The sequence below is a fragment of the Pantoea sp. PGP6 genome (genome assembly GCF_053474785.1).
This window is the reverse complement of sequence record NZ_JBQBMA010000001.1, coordinates 1,429,866-1,452,302: the sequence shown is the minus strand read 5'-3', so window position 1 is coordinate 1,452,302 and position 22,437 is coordinate 1,429,866. Positions and strand designations below refer to the sequence as shown.

The window sequence follows — 22,437 nt, the reverse complement described above, 5'->3', positions numbered from 1 at the left end:
CTATTGCAGCGAAGGAAGGAGATCGCCGCTGCTGCGCTGACGATCGATACCCAGGATATCGAGCAGATTGTCGACCGCAGCGGCATAGCGCACGGTGGCATCCCAGCCATCGTAAAGCGCGGTGATGCGTGAACTGTCCGCCTGAAACACATCCTGTTCCACGCTCAGCAGATCGTTCAGGCTGCGCTTACTGAGCCGGTACTCATCGGCATAGACATTGCGGGTATGGTCGGCGCTTTCCAGCTGCACTTCACCGGCTGCCTGGCGTTGCTGCGCGCCAATCATGTCGGCATAGGCGGTGGAGGCATTCTGATTGATAGTGAGTTTGGCCTGCTGAACCGCCGCCTGCGCCGCTTCACGATCGCCCTCGGCGGACTGGGTTTTAGCATTGACCATGCCGCCCTGGTAGAGCGGCGCTTCAACCTGCAGCTGGACCTCATCGTCCCAGTAAGACTGGCGATCGTTTTCGTAGCGGGTCCGGCCAGCCTGAACTTTGATAGTTGGCCAGTGGCCGGACTGCGCCTGACGCACCCGCTCGCGCGCGGCTTCCTGCTTCGCCTGGGCGCTGCGCACCGCGGCGCTGTTGGCGTAAGCGATTTTATCGAGGGTGATCTGCTGATTGAGTAACGCCTGCGGCAGTTCAGGCAGGGCCGCCGGCACCACGCCGGTCAGCACCGTCAGCTGGGCTTTGGCTGAACGCAGCTGCGCCCGATACTGCTCCAGCGTGGCGTGCATCGCGGCGATACGGGTTTCCGCCTGTAACACGTCCGACTGCGAGTTGAGTCCGGCGTCGGCGCGCAGGCGGGCGATATCACGTACCCGCTCCAGTGAGGCGATATTGGTGTGGGCAGTTTCCGCCAGCGCCTGATAACGTTTGACTTCGAGATAGGCCTGCAGCGTATCTTCTGCCACGGTGGTCATTGAGTCGAACAGGCCAAACAGGTAGGCCTCTGACAAGGCGTGCTGCTCGTCGATAGCACCGCCGGTGCGGCCAAAATCGTACAGGAGCTGGCTGAGCATAATGCCGCCGGAGCCATTGTTATTCAGGCTGCCGGCGGAATCGGTCTGATGCGATCGGCCTGCCGCGCCCTGTAGGGAAATCTGCGGATACCAGGCACTTTTGGCGGCGTCGAGATCGCCTTCGCCAACGTGGATTTGAGCCGCCGCTTGCGAGATTTTCGGATTACGGGCGAAGGCGCGGAGAATGGCGTCACGCAGCGTTAAGGTGGCTATCTGTTCTTCGCTGGGGGCGGCACGCCAGTTAAATTCAGCTTTGGGCAAGGGGGCGGCAATGGCCGCAGGCAACACTACGCCATTCAGGGCGCATAACAAAAAGGTCAATCGCACTTTGTTCATTATGTTTACCAACAGGGGTTCTTAGCAGCATGGTGTTTTCCCGGTGAACAAAGAGTGCAAAACGGTGCGCCGTTGCGGGCTTTCGCCTCGTCGGACTGCGTCAATTAATTTATGGTTCGTAAGCCAGACGCTAAACGACCTTTAACATTATTAGATCATATCCCGCGCTTCTTCCTGCTAAATATCGATGAAATAATTAATTATTTTCTCAATCGCGCAAAATTTAATCGATGATGTTACGCCTGCCAATCCAGACGGGCTTAACAAACCCGTCCGGAAGGCAGTACGTTAACTAATGTGTTTCAGGTCAGACTAGCGGATGAACGGCGGGGTGTTGCCATAAGTGGTCGGCGAGCGTGTAAGGGGAATCGGTCACCAGATTGCTGTCGTGCGGCGCAGCAACAGCGGCAGACGCCTTCGCCGCCGGCAGCGTTTCGGCTGCCGCTGTCGGGCTGAGGTTATCCAGTAGCTGATCGACCGACAGCAGATTCAGCGTGGCAGCAGCGTCAGTATGTGAGGCCACCGTCACGGTCTGGCTGGCACTGGCCAGATTGCCGGCGCTGTCTTTGGCGCTCACCGTCATCTGATATTCACCATCATCCAGCGGCGCCAGCTGTCCGGCCAGGATGGTCAGCGCCCAGCCGCCGTCTGCTTTCACGCTGGCGCTGTAGTGCTGATCGCCGAGGGTTAACTGCACCAGGCTGCCTGGCTCAAGGTGGGTCGAACTGCCCTGAATCAGATGCCAGCTGTTAACATCCGCAGCGTCAATCACGTTGTCGTCGAACGGCGTATCCAGCGTCAGGGTCGGACGCTGATGAGTAGCCACGGTGAACAGGCTGCTGTTGGTCTGGGTGTCGCTGTTGCCATACTCATCCCAGCGATGATAGGTGACGGCGACCGGTCCCTCCGGCAGCGCCTGCAGATCGCTGGCGCTCAGGGTCACCATCCCCTTCGCGTCCGGCTGGTAGGTTTTGCCATTGATCACCAGCTCGTTAGCGCCCTCAACATAGAGGCTGAGATCGTGCTGCGCTTCCTGATAGTTGAGGATCATATCGCCGCCGATATCCATTTCGACATAGATCGGGATAAAGCCGGTTTTGATATTCAGCTCATGGCTGGCGTCGGTATAGTTGTTGGCACCGTCAATCGACCAGGCGCGGATCTCGCCGATATTAATAAAAGCCTGCACATCCGCCGCCGGGATCACCACCTGCCAGTGTCCATCCTCACTCAGCGTGGCGGCATAATCTTTCTCGTTGGCACCGGTGATCACCAGCCGATGGCCTGGCATCACGGTCGACAGCGTGCCGCTCAGCAGTAAATCCTGCTGGGTTTCCGCCAGATTGATCACATCATCCGCCGTCACCTTATCAAAGCTAATCTGCGGCAGGCTGCTCAGGTGGGTGATCAGCGTCAGCGGGTGAGATTCAGTGGTGGTGTTGCCATTCGGATCAACCGCATTAACCATCAGACTGTAGACGCCATCCTGCTGCGCTTTGAGATCGCTCTCGTGAAAGGTGCCGGTCCATTTGCCGTCGCCGCCAACAATCGCCGTGGTGGTGATGCTGCCCAGCGTCAGATTTACCCGTGAGCCAGCAGGCAGATGGGTGCCGCTGCCGCTGATGTCGACGCCATACACGCTCTCCTCAATGTTAACCGCGTTATCGCCGCTGATGGTGTCCACCGTCAGAGTCGGCTTAAGGCTGCGGTCGGCGTAGAGACCAAAATCGACCGTGGTGTCGGTGCTGTTACCGGCTTTATCGGTGATGGTCAGCGTCAGGGTGTGATTGCCGTCCGGCAGTCCGTTCAGCACCTCGGCGGGCATCGAGGCGTTCCAGTAGCCCCACTGATTGACGGTGCTCTGCCAGCTCTGATCGTTGAAGGTCAGGGTGACGGTTGATCCCGCCTCCCCCACCGCCTGACCACGCAGATGGACCGGGTTTTGCACTTCCCAGTTGGCGATCACCCCATCGCTGGCGATCGGTTCATACGGCCGCAGCGCGGCGGGCGGCTGAGTATCTGCGGCCGCGGTAACCGCCAGCGTCGTCAGCCCAATCGCCGGACTGAGCGCGCTGTCGGTGAAGAGATCGGCAGACGGCGTTGCGATGGTGGACGTCACTGCCGGGGCCAGGCTGCGCGCGGTGTTATCGGGAACGGCAAATTCACTCACCGCCGCCTGAAAAATGGATTCGAGCCGGACGGCACGAAACGTATCACGCTGGGACATAGGTAACCTCAATTCAGAACAGAAACGCAGGCGCAAACCATCAGATAAACTGATCGTTAAGGTTGGCGCAGTTATGTCAGGCAAGCGTAAGCTGCCCGTTTCCGCTGGTCGGAACCGGTTACCCGCAGGTAACAAGGATTAATGAATAAGCTGCTAAAAAAGCCGCTAAAAATTTTAGATGTCAGATTTTCTGCATTAACCGGCGTGGCGCCGTTTGCTGCCCCTACCCTAATCTTTCACCCTGCTGATGAATAGTGGCGAAAATCTTGAAAATGGAATTATCACGGCCGGAAAATAAAAAATCAGCGGGCGCTCACACACCCGCTGATTCCATCAGGTTTACTGATATTTTAGCCGCACTACACGATATGCACCTGCAGGTTATGTTGCACCAGCACATCGCCCAGCGTGTTATCGCTGGTCAGCGCCGAATTGTGATAAACCTCGAAGGTTTGCCCCTGCACGGTACGCTCGCCGGTTACCGCCCAGATGCCGCCATTGCTGTTCGCCAGCGTCACCTGGCTGCCATCGGCACCCTTGATGATCAAATCATCACTTTGCTGGTCGGTAATGCTCAGAGCTTCATTCAGATCGAGTTTCACCGAGTTCGTCCCGGTTTTACCGAGGTCGAGTACTTCAATGTGCTCGACTTTCAGACCCAGCGAGGTGAGATCCAGATTCAGATGCTCCCCGTTCAGCACCAGCGTATCGGTGCCTGCGCCGCCATCGATGTGCGTAAAGTTGAGATCACTGACCGTCACGGTATCAGCCCCACTGCTGCCGGTAACCGCTGCACCTTCCACCGTGCTGCCATCAGCCAGCGTGATCACCACGCCACCAATGGTGTAGCTGGCCTCCCCGGCTGGCGCAGCGGCGGCAACGGTTTCCGGTGCGGAAGCGCTTTCACTGCTGCTGGCCGGCGCGGTGATATCCGCGTCGGTGGTCAGGGTCGAGACCACCGCAGCATGGGTGACGTTTTCCTCACTGCTGCTGGTGTTGTGCTGCGTTTCACCGCCGGCACTGGCCACCGTGGCGCTGTCATCGGCCACCGGGAACAGTGCCACCGATTCGGTGGCGGCAGTCGTAATCGGCAACAATGACCCTAACAGCAGAGTATTGGTGGTCGAATAGCTGTTGCCTGCCACATCAGTGATGGTGATTTTTGCCAGCGTACCCAGCGACAGCAGCAGGCCGCCAACCGACAACAACGACGGCGCGAAGTTAGCGGAGTAACGCCCCAGCGCATCGGTGGTGGTATTGATCGTCGGTCCGTTGCTGCCGTTGGCGAGCAGCAGCGTGACGCTGACTTTCGATCCCTGCGCCGCATTCAGCGAGCCGCCCTGCACCGTCAGTCCGGTCAGCAACGACGTCACGATGCTGAGCACCGGATCGGCGCCCACCAGCGGTGAATTGTGTGACAGTGCGGTAAAGGAGCTGCTGCTGGTGACGGTATTGCCGCCAATATCAGCCACCGTTACGGTCAGCGGATGACTGCCATCAGAGATCCCTTTCAGGGTGGCTGACGGTACGCTGATGCTCCATGCCCCATTCGCGCCAATGGTGGTGGTGAGGATATTGCCCGCGAGGTTAACCGTTACCGTGCCGCCGGCGGCATTGGTGCTGGTGCCGCTGATGGTTTCGGCGGTATTGGCTTCGGCAATATTCAGGTAACCGTCACCGCCAAAATAGCTGCCCAGACTGACCGTCGGCGTGGTGTGACTGACTACGCCGAGTGCGGCCGAGCCGCTGCCGCTGCTGCCCGCGCCATTGGTGACGCTGGCGGTGACGGTGTACTGACCATCGGCAATTGCCGCCAGGCTGGCCGCCGGAATCGACAGGCTCCAGTTACCGTTGCTGTTCACCGTGGTGCTGTAGGTCTGTCCGCCCAGCGCCACGCGCACCACCGATCCTTCCGCATTGGTGGTACTGCCGCTAATGGTTTGCGCCGTTTTGACATCCACTGCGCTCAGCGCATTGTCACCAAACAGTGAGGTGATGGCGACCGTCGGCGCAGTATGCGCAATCACGCTCAGCGCACCGCTGCTGTTCGCCACGTTGCCATAGGCGTCGGTGCCGGTCACGCTGACGGTTTTGCTGCCGTCGGTGATTGCCGCCAGATCCGCTTTCGGAACGCTGATACTCCAGCTACCGCCGCTCACCACTTTAGTGGTGTAGGTCAGCCCGTTCAGCGTGGCGCTGACGGTTGATCCGGCCGCCAGGCTTGAGCTGCCGCTGATGGTCTGATTGGAGGCCAGATCCGCTGCGCTCAGCACGCCATCGCCAAACACCGTGTTCACCGACAGCGTCGGCTGAATCAGCCCCAGCGAGACACCGGCACTGGTGCTGCTGGTGTTGCCCACCGGATCGGTGACCGAGGCGCTGACCGTGAAGTTGCCGCTCAGCAGCGTCGAAAGAATGGCAGGCGATACAGTGGCAGAGAAGGTGCCATCCGGGTTAACCAGCGCGGTGGCGGTGGTATTGCCAATCGCCAGCCGGACGCTGCTGCCCGCCGCCACGCCTGATACCGTACCGCTGATGGTCTGCGTCACCAGCGATTCTGCCAGGTTCAGCACGCCGTCACCAAACAGCGGGTTAAGCGTCACTTTCGGCAGGTTGTGAATGCCGACCAGCGCGCCCGCCGAGGTGCTGCTGGTGTTGCCCGCGCTGTCTGTAACGCTGACGCCGACGGTGAGATTGCCATCGGTAATGCCCTGCAACAGCGTTGGCGTCAGCGAAACGTTGAAGTTGCCACTGGCATCGGTGGTGGTGATGAACTGCTGCGATCCGACAGAGACCACCACACGCGAGCCCGGTTCTGCCCCGCCAACCACGCCGCCGATCACCTGGGTGACCAGCGCATCCGCCACGTTAAGCAGGCCGTCGCCAAACAGCGGATTAACGGTGATGGTGGGCAGCAGCGTATCGACCCGGATCCCGGCACTGGTGCTGGCGGTATTGCCTGCCGGATCGGTGACCGAGGCACCGACCGTCAGGTTGCCCTGCGCCAGCGTGCCCAGAATATCCGGCGTGACCGTCGCCGTGAAGGCACCGCCTGCGCCGACCGTGGTGGTGAGCTGGCTACTGCCAATGTTCAGCGTCACCACCGATCCCTGCGCCACATTATTGACCACACCGCTGATCACCTGGCCGGTGGCGATGTCCGCCAGGTTCAGCACGCCATCACCAAACAGTGAGGTCAGGCTGATCGACGGGGTCTGGGTGAAGATGCCGATGGTCGCGCTGTTAGAAGCGACGTTACCGGCCCGATCGGTGACGCTCACGCCCAGCGTCAGGTTGCCATCCAGCAGTGAACTAAGATCGCCGCCCGGCAGGTTAACGCTCCATGTGCCGCCCGCCTGCACCGTGGTGGTGTAGGTATGGCTGCCAAAGGTGACGGTGACCTGTGAACCGGCGGCGGCGTTCTGAATCACCCCGCCGACCACCTGACCGGTTGCCGCTTCAGCAATGTTAAGAAGATTATCGCCACCAAACAGCCCGGTCAGGGTACCAACGACCGGCACGGCATTGACAATCGCCGTCACGGTTTCCGGGACGCTACGGACGTTACCGGCCGCATCGGTCAGGGTGACGTTCAGCGCCAGATCGCCATCACTCAGCAGCCCCAGTACGGAAGGCGGTACCACAATCGCCCACTTACCATCCTGGCCCACGGCGGCTGACAGCGTGGTTCCGCCCAGCACTACCGAGACCGTCGCGCCAACCCCTGCCGAGGTGGCCACGCCGCTGATGGTTTGTGCCACCGTGGTATCGATGGCGCTCAGCGTTCCGTCGCCGAAGACCGAATCGACCACCAGGGTTAGCGCGCTGTTGACCAGTTTATTCACGGTCAGAGTGGCGTCAGTCTGGTTACCGCTGACATCATTAACCCGCACGCCAAACACCAGCGCGCCATCATTCAGGTTCGACAGCACCTGTGGATCGACATCGAGACTCCAGCGGCCGTCAGCACCGACCACCGCCGTGGCAATCGGTGCGCCGTCACCGAGATAGAGACTGACGGTTTGCCCTTCAGCGCCCTGGGCACTGCCGGTCAATACCTGGCTGAGCAGCAGATCCGCCGCGTTGATCAGGTTGTCACCGAGGAAGGCGTCAATCAGGATCAGCGGTGCCGTGTTGTCCACCGTCACCGTTTCATTGACGGTGGTAACGTTGCCCGCCGCGTCGGACAGTTGCGCCGTAATCACCGGTGCAGCACCATCCTGCAGCGCCTGCATGTCGCTGGCCGGTACGGTAGTGGACCAGCTGCCGTTGCTCTGTACGATGGCGTTATAGCTTTTGTTATTGAAGGTGACGACCACCGTGCGCCCGACTTCGGCGCTGTCGGCGGTGCCGCTGATCACCTGACTGGTGGCGCTTTCACTGCCGTTGACCCGATTGTCGCCAGCAAAGGTGTTGAGCGTCAGGGTCGGTGGCGTCAGATCGATCTGCACGCTGCCGCTGGTGGATACCGAGGTCGTGCCATTGTTAGCGATGACCGTAATGGCGACGCTGCCGTCAGCATTGCCGAAATCGCTGACCGGCAGGGCGACGGTCGACCAGCTACCGTTGGCGTTCAGGGTGGTGGAATAGTTGATGTCATTAATCACTACCGTGACCGCGCCGCCCGCACCAAGATTAGCCGAGGTGCCGCTCACCACTACCCCGCCCGCCTGATCGGCGGTACTGATGATGTTATCGCCTGAAATAGTACCCAGCGTCACCAGCGGTCCTGGAGGTGGCGTGAGATTGACGTTTAAGGTCAGATCCTGGCTGGTGGTGTTGCCCGCCAGGTCGCTGACGCTTAACGCCAGGGTCGTCGTCGGCTGGCTGAAGGTGGCCATCTGTTCTGGCGTCAGGGTCAGGCTCCAGCTGCCGTTCGCGCCGACCACCGCCGTTCCGAGCGCCGTCGCGCCCAGCGAGACGCTGAGCACGGTGCCCGGTTCGGCACCGGCAGCCATGCCGCTCAGCAGCTGCGGCTGGATGCTCTCGCTATAGCTGAGCGCGCCATCGCCGGCAAAGGTGCCGACAGTCAGCACCGGCGGCGTGGTATCAACCACCAGCGAACTGCTGATGGTGCTGCTGTTACCGGCCGCATCGGTTGCCGTCACGGTGACCGGATAGCTACCGTCAGTGAACACCGAGAGATCCGCGTTGCTCAGCGGCAGCGTCCAGTTGCCACTGGCATCGGCCAGCGTGCTGTACACCGCATCACCCATGGTGATCCGCACCGTCTGACTAGCACCGGTTTCGCCGGTGGTGCCGCTCAGGGTAAAGCCCGCTGCAACATCGGCGGCATTGATGTAGCCATCGAGGAACTGAGCATCAACGGTCGGCTGCGGTGCAGTGAGATCGGCGGTAAAGGCCAGCTCCGTGGTGCCGGTGTTACCCGCCGCGTCGACCACGTTAACCGTCAGAGTATGCGCGCCATCACCCAGTGAACTCAGCGCGTTGGCCGGAATGTTTACCACCCAGTTACCTGCACCATCCACCGCGCCGTTGTAGCGCGAACCGTTCAGATCGACGGTGATGCTCACGGCCTGATTATCACCAATGCTACCGGTGGAGCCGGTCAGCGTAACGCCCGCCGCCGCTTCACTGATATTCAGCACACTGTCAGCGCCAAATGCACCGTCGTTAAAGGTTGGGGTCGGGGCTGTGACCTCGGTCACCACGTTGAGCGCCGTGCTGTCGGTGTTACCGGCCAGATCGCTGGCGGTGACCGTGATGGTGTGGCTGCCGCTGCTGAAAGTCGCCAGTTGCGCAGGCGTCAGCGTCAGCGACCAGCTGCCATCGGTCTGTACTGTCGCGGTCAGCGGTTGATCGCCATTAAAACCTGAGATTAGCACGCTAACCGTCTGTCCGGCCCCGCTAAGCCCGGTCGAGCCGCTCAGCACCTGCTCGCTTGCCGCATCAGCCGCACTGAGCGCACCGTCGCCAAACGGCAGATTAAGGGTAACGTCCGGCAGGTTATTCACCGCGACCAGCACGTTGCCGCCCACGCTGGCGCTGTTGCCGTTAACATCGGTGACCGTCACCGTGACCGGCCAGTTACCATCCGGCAGCGACTGCAATACCGCCGGTGGCAGATCCAGCGTCCAGCGGCTATCGCCGTCGCTCAGGGTGGCGGAATAGACGGTGCCATTAACGGTAACCTGCACCGACGCCGGATTGGTGACGTTGATGGTGCCGCTCAGTGCACCGCCTGCCGCCGCCTCGTCAGCGTTGATACGGCCATCAGTGAATGGCGTATCCAGCGTAGGCGCAACAAGCGGCGTCGTGGCGGTGATAAAGCTCTGGGTCGCTTCCGTGCTGTTACCCGCTCGATCGGTGGTGACCACCGTCAGGGTCTGTTCCCCCTGACCCAGATTCGCGATCACCTCTGGTGGCAGGCTGGCGGTCCAGTTGCCATTTGCATCGACCGTGACCGACAACGGAATGTTGTCGTTTCCGATCGTCACGCTAACAGACTGGCCGTCGCCGACCGCGGTGGTACCGCTGATAACCTGCACCGTTGCCGCTTCGCTGCTGTTGATCACATTGTCACCAAACAGCGTGGTGGCGAAGGTTGGCGTTACCGGCGGCGTCAGCAGAATTTCAATCCCGGCTGTAGCCTGCGCCGGGTTACCGGCGGCATCAACGGTGGAGACCACCACCTCGGTCAGGCCGTCTGGCTCACTGCTCAGCGCGCCAGGTGCCAGATAGAGCGACCAGTTCCCGTCCTGGCCCACGGTGGTGCTGAAGGTCTGCTCACCGACCTGGATCGTGACAATGGTGCCTGGGGTCACACTGCTGCTGCCGTTCAGCGACAGCTCGCCGGCCGCATCGGCGGCGCTCACCAGCCCGTCGCTAAACGGCGCCGCCAGGCTGATGGTCGGCAGGGTATTAAAGGCGACATCCAGCGAGGTAGTGGTATCGGTGGTGACGTTACCTGCTGGGTCGGTTACCGTCACGCTGATGGTTTGTGAGCCATCGGCTAACTGCTGGAGATCGGCGGCCGGAATGGTGACCGACCAGTTCCCGCCCGTTCCGGCGGTGGTGGTGTAGGTGACGTTGTTTAAGGTGACCGCCACCGGCAGACCTTCTGCGGTGTTACCGGTGATGGTCAGATCCTGCAACGACTCCGCCAGGTTCAGGCTGCTGCCGGCACTGAGCGCAATGTCCGTCACCACCGGCAAGGTGGTATTGACCGTGACATCATGGGTTGCCGTGGCCGGGTTGCCGGCCACATCGCTGGCGCGCACGCTGAAGGTCTGGGTGGAATCTGCCGGCAGGCCGTTGAAGGCCGTCGCGGGCACGGTCACCGTCCAGTTGCCGTTCGCGTCGAGCGTAGCGCTGTAATCGACATCGTTGAAAGTGACTGTGACCGCGGTGCCACCAGCCAGCTGGGTGCTGGTGCCGCTGACCACCACGTCGCCGGTCGCTTCAGTGGCGTTGATCACATCATCACCGGCCACCACGTTGACGCTGAGCGTCGGCTGGGCCTGATCGCTGGCGACCACCACCAGACTGGTACTGCTGCTGGCCGGGTTACCGGCGACATCAGCGGACACCACCACCAGCGCCTGCTCACCATCCGGCAGAGTAGCGATATCGGCCGCCGGTACGGTCACCGTCCAGCCGCCACCGGCCGCGACCGTGCCACTGTAGTCGATATTATTCAGCGTGACCGTCACCACCTGCCCCTCGGCGAGGTTGGTGCTGGTGCCGCTGACGGTCAGATCCTGCCCTGCTTCAGCCTGATTGAGGTAGTTATCACCGCTGACAGGCCCGATGGTCAGGGTCGGCAGCGTCGCGCTGTCGGCATCACGGGTCAGCGTCTGGCTGATGCTGGTCTGGTTGCCTGCGGCATCGGTCAGCGAGACCCCGATCGGATAGCTGCCATCCGTCAGCCCCTGCAGCACGCTGGCGGGCAGCGTCACCTGCCAGCTGCCGTCTGACAGCACCTGGGTCTGGTAATCCACATTCTGGAAGCTGACGGTGACAATCTGTCCGGCATCAGCAACCGAGGCGGTACCGCTGACCGCCACATCCTGCAACAGCTCCAGTGAGTTGATGGTGTTGTCGCCGCCAATCGCATTCACGTTCAGCGCTGGCGGGGTGAAATCGACCGTGACGCTGCTGGCGAGTGAGCCACTGTTGCCTGCGGCATCACTGACGTTGACCTCCAGGGTATTAATACCGTCGCTCAGGGTCTGCAACTGGGCTGGCGTCAGGGTCACCGTCCAGTTGCCCTGGGCATCAACCACCGCTGAATAGCTCTCGCCGCCCAGCGTCACGCTCACCGTCTGGCCTGCGCCCAGTAATCCGGTGGTACCGCTCAGCGTCTGGCTGGAGTCAGCTTCATTGCGGCTCAGATAGCCATCGCCGAATGGCGTGTCAATGCTGACCGACAACGAGGCGGTCGCCAGATTGATCTCTCGCGTTTCGGTGACCGGGTTGCCCGCGGTATCACGCACGGTGACGGTGACGGTATAGAGACCGGCCGGAATATCCGTCAGTGCGCCCGCCGGCAGCGTCAGGCTCCAGTTGCCCTCTCCGTTGACGGTGGTGGTCCAGACCTGGTTATTCAGCGTCAGGGTAACCAGCTGCCCTTCACCGGCGTCGCTGCTGCCGCTCAGGATAACCGGTGCCGTACTTTCGGCGATGTTGATGATGTCATCACCCGCCACCGCATCAAGGGTTAACACCGGTGGCGTGCGATCCACCACGACACTGCCGTCGGTGCTGGCAGTGTTGCCTGCCGCATCCTGTACCGTCACGGTGTAGCCGACGGTCTGTTCCGGCAGATCCGCCAGGGCGACCGCCGGGACAGAAACCGTCCAGTTGCCATTGTCGTCGGCCGTCGTGGTATAGGTGTTGCCGTTCAGCACCACGCTGACACTCTGGCCGTCTCCGCTGGCACCGGTGGTCCCGCTGAGGGTTTGCGCACTGGTGATGTCGCTGCTGTTGAGCGTGCCGTCACCAAACGGACTGGTGATGGTCGGATCGGGCAGATTGGTGGCCAGTACGTTGAGCGTCGCCGCGCTGCTGAGCGTCGCGCCTCCGCTGTCGGTAGCGGTCACCGTCAGGGTGTAAGCACCATCCGCCAGATCGGCCAGCGCGTTGGCCGGTACGATCAGACTCCAGTTGCCGTTGGCCGCGACCTGCGCGGTGTAGCTGACATCGTTAAGCAATACCGTCACCGTGCCACCCTGCGGCACATTGACCGAGCTGCCGGTTACGATCAGCGGCTCAGCCAGTTCCTGGGCATTCAGGTAGTTATCGCCACTCAGTGCATTGAGCGCCAGGCCGGAGGCGTTGCTGTTAACGTCGAAGGCCAGGGTGTTGGTGGCGGTGTTGCCCGCCACGTCGCTGACGGCCACCGTGAAGCTGGCACTGCCGTCATTAAGCGCACTCAGCGCGCCCGCCGGTACGGTCAGGCTCCAGGCGCCGCTGGCCTGCACCGCGGCACTGTAGACGTTGCCGTCCAGCGTCACGGTCACCAGTTGCCCTGGCTCGACGTTGCTGACGGTGCCGGAGAGACGCTGATCGGTCAGCCGCTCTGCACCATCCACCACGTTGTTGCCGGCAAAGGTATCCAGCGTCAGGGTTGGCAGGCTGGCAGGATCGACTTTCAGCGCCAGACTGGTGTTACTACTGGTGCTGTTGCCGGCGGCATCGCTGGCGGTAACGGTCAGCGGATAGTTGCCGTTGCCCAGCCCGCTGTAGATAGTGGCGGGCAGATCGAGACTCCAGTTGCCGTTCGCGTCCGCCGTGGTGCTGGCGCTGCTGCCGTTGAAGCTGGCGAAGATCAGGGCATTGGCTTCGCTGCTGCCGGTCAGCGCCAGCGGCTGCTGGCTCTCTGCGGCATTAATGATGCCACCTGACGGCGTATTCAGGCTCAGCGGCGGAGGCAGCGTATCAACCGCAACCGTCCCGCCCGCCTGGCTGCTGTTACCGGCCACATCGCTGACCACCACGGTATACGGTGTTTCACCCTGCGGTAACGCTGACAGCACTTCAGCCGGAATCGTCACCTGCCAGTTGCCGGCCTGATCGACCGTGCCGCTGTAGCTGACGCCATCCAGCGTCACGCTGACCACCTGGCCATCGCCGCTGACGCCGGTCGTGCCGGTGATGGTGCCGCTGGTCGCCGCTTCCGCGCCATTAAGCACCCCGTCCCCGAACGCGTCGCCTGGGGTGGCAACCGGCAGCGCGGTGGCGATCACCGTCACCACCGTGTCGGTAGTCGCCAGTGGCGTACCGTCGGCATTCGTGACGGTGGTGGTCACGGTCAGCGGGCCGTCGGCGACATTAGTCAATGTGCCAGCCGGTAAGGTCAGGTTCCAGCTACCGTCGGCCGCCACGGTGGTGGTGACGGTGGTACCATTCGCGGTCACCTCTACGATGCTGCCTTGTGGCAGACCGCTGGTGCTGCCGCTGACCAGCACATCGCCAGTCAGTTCACTGGCGTTGAGGTAGTTATCGCCAGTGATCGGGGCCAGTGCAACGGAAGGCTGGGTATTATCCACGCTGAAGTTAAGCGGGCTGCTGCTGGTGTTGCCGACCGCATTGATCACGCTGACGTTCAGGGTCTGGCTGCCTTCCGCCAGACCGGCCAGCGCCCCAGCCGGCAGCACGATGCTCCAGCTGCCGCTGGCTTCGACCACGCCGCTGTAGTTGCTTCCATTGAGAGAGACGGTGACCTGCTGTCCTGCTTCCACGTTGGTGGAGGTGCCGCGCAGGGTAATCGGCTGCAGCTGTTCGGCAGCGCTGACAACGCCATCGCCGGCAAAGGCATCACTGTCTACGGTCAACGTTGGCTGGAGTTCAGGTGCGTTCACCACATTCAGATCGATGGTCTGACTGGTCTGGTTGCCATTGGCGTCGGTGGCGGTGACGGTTACCGGGTTGCTGCCAGACGGCAGCCCGGTGAGATTGTCCGGCGCGATTTGCAACGTCCACTGACCGTTGGCGCCGACGGTGGTGCTGTAGAGCGTATCGTTAAATTCAACCGTAACCCGATCGCCATTCTGACCGGTGCCGCTGATCACCAATGGCTGCGTCAGATCATTGACGCTCAGGGCGTTATCGCCGCTGATCGGATCGACCACCAGCAACGGTGCAGCGGTCGCAACGTTCAGCGTGCTGCTCTGGCTGCTGCTGTTGCCCGCCGTGTCGCTGACGGTCACCACTACCGGATAGCTGCTGCCGTTAGTCAGGCCCGCCAGGGCGGCTGGCGGCACGTCCAGTGACCAGTTACCGTCGGCATTGACCGTGCCGGTATAGGTCACGCCGTTCAGCGTCAGGCTGACCCGATCGCCTTCACTGCCGGTTCCGCTGAAGCTGATGCCCGCCGCCTGTTCTGCGCCGTTCAGCACCCCGTCACCGGCCGGTGAATTGAGGCTGAAGTCCGGTGCGGCAGTATCGACGGTCAGCGGCAAGGCGCTGGTATTGCTGTTGCCACCGGCGCTGGTCACCGTGACGTTGAGATCGTAGCGGCCATCGGTCAGCGCCTGCAGATCGGCGCGGGGTACGGTGGCGGTCCAGCGGCCATCGTCAGCAACAATGGCATCGTAGGGGACGCCGTTCAGCAGCAGGCTCACGCTGCTGCCCGGGGCGACGGTGCCGCTGATCGGCAGATCGGCGTCAGCTTCTGCGCCGTTAATAATGCCATCGGTGGCAATCGGATTAACCACCAGCGTTGGTGTGCCGGTATCGACCGTCAGCGGCACCGTGGTGCTGGCACTGTTGCCGGCCAGATCGGTGGTAGTGACGGTGATCGGATTGCTGCCCTGCGCCAGCGCTTGCAGCGCCGACGGCGGCAGAACCACGCTCCAGTCGCCATTCGCCGCCACCGTTGCCGGATAGCTGCTGCCGCCCACGCTGACGCTAACCGCCTGGCCCGGCGTCATGGTGCCGGTCAGGGTTTGCGCCGCGCTGGCTTCTTCACTGTTGAGTATGCTGTCAGTAAACGGCGTATTGATGACCGGTGCGGTCAGCGGCGTGGTGGCGACCAGCAGCGTCTGGCTGCTGGAAACCTCGCCTGAGGTCACGGTTACCGTGGTGGTGCCCTGTGCCAGATTAGCCAGATCGCCGGCTGGCACGGTGATCGTCCAGGCCCCGGTTTCGTCGGTGGTACCGCTGTAAACGGTGCCGCCCGGCACCAGCGTAACGCTGACCACGCTACCGACGGCCAGGTTGGTTGAACTGCCGCTGAGGGTCAGATCGCTCTGCGCTTCGATCGCGTTGAGCTGATTATCCTCGGCGATTGGCGCAATCGACAGCAGCGGTGCGTTAGTGGTGATGACGGTGAACTGTCCGCTGGCAGGCTGCGCCGGGTTACCGGCGACATCGAGGATCGCCACGGTAAAGGTTTTCTCCCCGGCCGCGCCCAGCGATCCGGCCGGTAGCGTGACGCTCCAGACGCCATTTGCCTGGACCACACCATCGTAAGACTGACCGTTAATCGCCAGCACTACCGGCTGCCCGGCCGGTACGCCGGTGACGGTGCCGGTAACCTGAATATCACTCAGCTGTTCGGCACTATCGACCTGATTATCCGCCGTGACCGGATCAATGGTCAGCGCCGGCGGGGTCGCCGCCAGCACGGTAACATCCGACAGCACGCTGCTGCTGTTGCCGTACGTATCGCTGATCGACACGTTAACCGGATAGATAGCGTCTGCCAGCTGGCTGATTACCGCAGCCGGCACCGTGACGCTCCAGCTGCCGCTGGTATCGACCGTCGCGGTATAAACCGTGCCGTTAAAGTCGACCGACACCGCATCGCCTGCGCTGCCGCCACGGCCATCGATGGTCAGATCCTGACTGTGCTCAGCGATGTTGATATAGCCGTCGCTGGCTGGGGTTGAGACTTCGAGCAGCGGTGGCGTGGTGGCAAAGGTCACTAAATCCGTCGTCTGGCTGACGTTGCCATCACTGTCGGTGGCCACCACCGTCACTGCCTGGGCACCGTTCGGCACCAGAGCCAGATCGGCAGCAGGAACAGTGATACTCCAGGTCCCCTCCTGCGCCACCACGGCGCTGTAGGTCTGGCCGTTGAGCGAGACGCGAATAATATCGCCTTCATCACCGCTGCCGCTGACGCTCAGCGGCTGCTGCGCATCGGCAACGTTAATCACGCCATCATCGGTGAGTGGGTTGACGGTTAAAGCTGGCACCGCGGTAGCTACCCGCAGTTCGGTCGAGAGGTCACTGCTGTTACCGGCCGGATCGGTGACGGTAACGCTCACCGGATAGGTCTGGTTAGTGAGTGCGCCGAGATCGGACACCGGCACCGACGCGGTCCAGTTACCGTTGCCATCCACCGTGGCGGTGTAGGTTTTGTCGTTCAATACCACCGACACCGTATCGCCCGCCGTGCCGGTACCGCTGAACAGCAGCGGCTGCGTCAGATCACCGTTGCTGAGCACACCGTCACCGCCCGGTGCCGCCACCGTTGCCTCAGGCAACTGGGTACTGACCGCCAGCGGCTGGGTTTGCGTAATGATATTGCCGCTGGCATCGGTCAGGCTGACGTCAAGACGGTAGCTGCTGCCATCCGCCAGCGCCTGCAGCGCGTCAGACGGCACGGTCACCGTCCAGTTGCCGGAGCCATCCACGGTGGTGGTGTAAGTCTGGTCATTCAGCGTGACCGAAACCAATTCCCCCGGCGCAGCGCCGGATCCGCTGACCGGCAGCCCGGCCGCCACTTCACTGCTGTTGAGAATGCCATCGCCACCGGCCACCGGTGCCACAATCAGGTTCGGCAACCGGGTATCGACGCTGAAGTCCAGCGTGTCTCCAACGCGGTTGCCTGCTTCATCAATCACCGTGATATTGAGGCTGTTGCTCCCCTGTGGCAGCAGGGCGAGATCGCTGGCAGGCACGGCCAGGCTCCAGCTGCCGTCAGGATTGACCGTGGCACTGTAGGTTTTACCGTTCAGTTCCAGTTCGACCTGTTGACCCGCCGCCGCTTTGCCGGTGCTGCCGCCGATCGCCAGATCGCTGCTGGCGTCGACGCGGTTGAGAATGCCATCCGTGAGCGCGCTGTCGTTAAGCGTGATCTGTGGCTGATTGCTGACCACCACGTTGAGCTGCGCCGAATCGGTCAGCAGGGTGTTATTGGCATCGATGGCGGTCACCGACACTGCCTGGACGCCGTCAGTAATATCGGTCAGATCGCTGGCCGGAACGGTGACGCTCCAGAATCCGTTGCTGCCGACCACGCCGCTGTAGGTGCTGCCGTTAAAGGCCACCAGCACCGACTGTCCTGCGGCGACGCCAACTGCTGAACCGGAGATCACCAGATCGTTGCCAGCCTCCTGCTGGTTGAGGAAGCCATCGCCGCTCAACGGTTCGCTGATGGTCAGAACGCCCGGCTCACCTGGCGCGGGTGTGGTGTAATGTTGATCTCGCGGCTGTCAGTGGCAGCGGTCCCTGCCGCGTTGCTGACGCTCACCGTAAGTGTGGTGCTGCCCGCGGCCAGCGCGCTGAGCGCCGCAGACGGAATCAGAGCGCTCCAGTTCCCCTCAGGCCCGACCTGTGTAGTGTACGTTGCGCCAGCCAGCGTGATGGTGACCGTCTGGCCCGCTTCGACATTACTGGTGCTGCCGGTCAGGGTCTGATCGACCGCTTTTTCGCTGTTATCCAGCAGATCGTCTGCGGCAAAAACGTTGACCGTAATCGCTGGTACGCCAGGTTCAGGCGAAGCTTCTACCGCGATACCGCGGCTTTCACTGGCCCCGGTACCTGCCACGCTGGAGACCGTAGCGCTGATGGTGGCGCTGCCGGCAGGCAGTGCGGCCAGTGCGCTGGCTGGCAGGGTCAGGCTCCAGTTACCGTCCGTATCTACCGCGGCGCTGAAGGTCTGATCGCCAACGGTGACGGTGACAATCTGACCGGCATCAACGTTAGTGGTGCTGCCGCTCAGCAACTGGTCGCTGGCTTTTTCGTCATTGCTCAGCACATCATCGACCGCAAACGTATTGATGGTCAGAACCGGTGCATTCGGCACGGTGACCGGGGCTTCAACCGTGATCGGCAGGCTGTCACTGGCGGTGATGCCTGCTGCGTTGCTGACCGTGACCGACAAGGTGGTGGAACCGCTCGCCAGCGCGCCAAGCGCATCGGCCGGAATGCTGATATTCCAGCTGCCATCGTCGCCGACGGTGCCGCTGTAGGACTCTCCGCCCAGCGTCACGGTAACGATCTGGCCCGCTTCGACATTGGTGGTGGTACCGGACACCGCCTGCGCGTCCAGCTTCTCTTCGTTGCTTAACAGGTTATCGTCGGTAAACGCCGCCACGCTCAGGGTCGGCGTACCCGGCGCGGTCACCGGGGCTTCTACCGCGATATCACGGGTTTCGCTCACCGTGGTGCCGGCCAGATCGCTGACCGATACGCTCAACGTAACGCTGCCAGCGGCTAAGGCTGCCAGCGTTGAGGCCGGAATGGTGACGCTCCAGCTGCCGTCTGCGGCCACGGTGGTGCTGAACGTCTCACCGCCGAGCGTTACCGTGATCGGCTGACCGGTTTCAATGTTGCTGGTGGTGCCGCTCAGCAGCTGATCGCCGGTTTTCTCACTGTTGCTGAGAATATCATCCCCGGCAAACGGGTTGATGGCGACGGTTGGCTCGCCCGGTAAGGTGACCGGTGCCGTGACGCTGATGGGCAGCGTGTCGTTGAGCGTGGTGCCGGCAGCGTTGCTGACCGATACCGTGATGGTGGTCTCGCCAGCGGCCAGCGCCGTCAGTGCCGCGGACGGCACCGTCAGGCTCCAGCCACCGTCAGCATCGACGCTGGCGCTGTAAACCTGGCCGCCAAGCGTCACGGTGACGACCTGCCCCGCTTCGATGTTGCTGGTGGTGCCGCTCAGGACCTGATCAACGCCTTTTTCTTCGTTGCTGAGCAGGTTATCACCGGCGAAATCGTTGATGGTCAGGGTCGGGATGGCCGGACCGGTGCCCGCTGCCTCAACCGCGATATCGCGTGTTTCATTGACGGTGGTTCCCGCCAGGTTCGTGACGGCCACAGTAATGGCATTCGAACCGGCGGGGAGATTGCCCAGCGCCGCCGCCGGGATAATCACCTGCCAGTTGCCATCGACATCGATGATGCCGATATAGTTCTGCCCGCCGAGGTTCACAATCACCTCTGAACCCGCTTCGACATTGGTGGTGCTGCCGCTGAGCGTCTGGGCGGTGCCCTTTTCAGCATTGCTAAGGATGTCATCTCCGGCAAACTGACCAATCGAGATGGACGGTTCGCCCGGCTGGACAACCGGGGCGTCAACGATGATCGGCAGCGCGCTGGTCGCGGTGTCGCCGGCCGCATTACTGACCGATACGGTGATGGTGGTTTCACCGGCTGCCAGCGCCGTTAGCGCGGCGGCAGGCACGGTAAGGCTCCAGCTGCCATCTGCGCCCACGCTGGTGCTGTAAGTCTGACCGCCCAGCGTCACCGTGACGGTTTGTCCGGCCTCAATGTTGCTGGTGCTGCCACTCAGCGTTTGATCGGTGGTTTTTTCGACATTGCTTAGCTGGTTATCGCCGGCGAAATCAGCCAGCGTCACGCCGGGCGCGCCGGGCGTCACCGGAGTTTCCACGTTGATATCGCGGTTTTCGCTGGCTTCAACGCCGGCCTGATTGGTGACGACAACCGAAATAGCGAGGCTACCCGCAGCCAGCCCATTCAGTGCCTGGGCCGGTACGCTAATACTCCAGCTACCATCGGCACCCACCGCAGTGCTGTAGGTCTGATCGCCGAGCGTGATGGTAACTACCTGCCCCGCTTCCACGTTGCTGGTGCTGCCGCTCAGGGTCTGGTCACTGTTTTTTTCGTCATTGCTCAGGATATCGTCGCCGGCAAACGGGTTGATGGCGATAACTGGCGCGCCTGGCTGGGTGAGCGGCGCGTCAACGCTGATCGCCAGGCTGTCGGTGGCTGGCGTGCCTGCCGCGTTGGCCACACTGACGGTAATGGTGGTGCTGCCCGACGCCAGTGCCGCTAACGCTTCAGCTGGCACGGTGATATTCCAGCTGCCATCGGCTGCTACGCTGCCGCTGTAGTTCTGGCCGCCGAGCGTTACGGTGACAACCTGACCGGCTTCGACGTTGGTGGTGGTGCCGCTCAGGGTCTGGTCGGCGGTTTTTTCGGCGTTACTCAGTACGTTATCACCGGTAAACGGGTCGATCTCCACCCCCGGCGTACCCGGCTCGGTGACCGGGGCCTGAACCTGAATCGGACGGCTTTCGCTGGCCTGGGTACCCGCCTGATTGCTGACGGTGGCGGTAATCGTCTGCGCGCCCTGCGTCAGTGCCGCAAGCGTGGCGGGAGGCAAAGTGATGCTCCAGCTTCCGTCGGCACCGACCGTGGCGTTGAAACTTTGGCTGCCCAGCGTAATGGTGACGATCTGGCCCGCCTGAACATTGCTGGTACTTCCGCTCAGCGTCTGGTCAGTGGTTTTCTCACTGCCGCTCAGCACGTCGTCACCGGCAAACGGGTTGATGGTGATTGTCGGGGCATCCGGCGTGGTATCGGGTTGCTGGACGGTGATCCCCAGACTGGCCGCGGCGGCGGTGCCGGCGGCGTTACTCACGCTGACTGAAATGGTGGTGCTGCCTGCCGCCAGCGCCGCCAGGGCACTGGCCGGAATACTGACGCTCCAGCTGCCATCGGCACCGACGCTGGCATTGTAGGTCTGGCCGCCGAGGGTGATGGTTACAATCTGACCTGCTTCAACGTTGCTGGTGGTGCCGCTCAGCAGTTGGGCGGTTGATTTCTCCGCATTATCCAGCACGTCGTCGCCGGCAAATGGATTAAGAGTAATGGTCGGCGCGCCAGCCGTCGGGGGATTACCCGGCGTGCCGGGATCGACACCGTTGTTGTTATCACCACCGCCGCCGCCACCACCACCACCGCCACCCCCTGCGCCAATCGCCAGACCGGCCAGGCCCAGCACGCCGAGACCGCCGGCAGTAATCACACCCATTGACGAGTTGGTGTTATCCGCCAGCAACAGCGGCTCTACGCTGTCGAGCGATTCATAGGTCGGTGTCACCGCGTTAGAGGCCAGTTCGGCCCCTTCTGCCGTTTGCGGAAACAGGGCGTGTTCCGGTGGATTAACCCCATCATCAAAAACCAGTTCGCTGTGTTCGCCTTCGGCATCATCAAAGAAAAATTTCTGATAGCGGACAGTACTGCCATCACGCATATGCAGAACAAGATCGTTTCCCTGGCGTTCGTACTGCGCCACCATTGCGCGCGTGCCGCTAATGCGGACCACGCTGGGTTCGGTGAGGTTAATGGTTTGTGATGAACCGCCTGTACTCTGCGAGATAAGCGTGCCGTTTTCGCGCGAAATGATATCGACCCGGCCCTGCGTGAGTTCTGCCATTTGTAACCTCTACTCCACCAGATTGGCTAATATACTGAATCTAAAAACATAAAATATTTTTATGCTTATAGTATTCACACATTCCTTCACCTTCTGTCAGACAGAAAGTGTCTTAGCCTGGTGTATCTAAAGGCAGTAAAGCCAGGTGACGCTACACACCGTGGAAAATTCCCGGCGTGGCGCTATTTTTATTGGATTATTTGTGTGTAGTTATACGCAAAACTCAGCGGTTTCGCCTGCTTAATCTTTAACGCAAGGGAGATAAAAATCAATTTTAATGTGCAGATTTTATTATGTTTTAACATTCTTTTCATAAGCAACACTTGCAATAAGGCTTTCAGCAAATTTGCTTTATCGTTGTTTTTACATGTCAATTTGTTGCGGGAAGTTTCTATGATTGGGTTAAAAAGGTTAAAAAATAACCTCCACCTGAACTTTAGAGCGGAAAAAAGAATTTCTTAATTAAGCGATTCAG

Annotated in this window: 4 protein-coding genes; all 4 read right to left on the bottom strand. The window is 61.4% G+C overall.

The genetic code is table 11. The features are described 5' to 3' along the window. On the bottom strand, nucleotides 1–1,356 hold the full coding sequence (locus tag ACLIBF_RS06890) for a TolC family outer membrane protein (RefSeq protein ID WP_069728983.1): 1,356 nt from the start codon (nucleotides 1,354–1,356) through the stop codon (nucleotides 1–3). 307 nt (nucleotides 1,357–1,663) lie between these two features. Then, entirely contained in the window at nucleotides 1,664–3,583 is a 1,920-nt protein-coding gene (locus ACLIBF_RS06885) for an Ig-like domain-containing protein (protein ID WP_279810011.1), read from the bottom strand. Between the two features lie 359 nt (nucleotides 3,584–3,942). Further along, a complete protein-coding gene (locus ACLIBF_RS06880) occupies nucleotides 3,943–17,919 on the bottom strand; it encodes a beta strand repeat-containing protein (RefSeq protein WP_448309492.1) in 13,977 nt (4,658 codons plus the stop codon). 14 nt (nucleotides 17,920–17,933) lie between these two features. Beyond that, on the bottom strand, nucleotides 17,934–21,962 hold the full coding sequence (locus ACLIBF_RS06875) for an Ig-like domain-containing protein (RefSeq protein ID WP_448309491.1): 4,029 nt from the start codon (nucleotides 21,960–21,962) through the stop codon (nucleotides 17,934–17,936). Nucleotides 21,963–22,437: the final 475 nt, after the last annotated feature.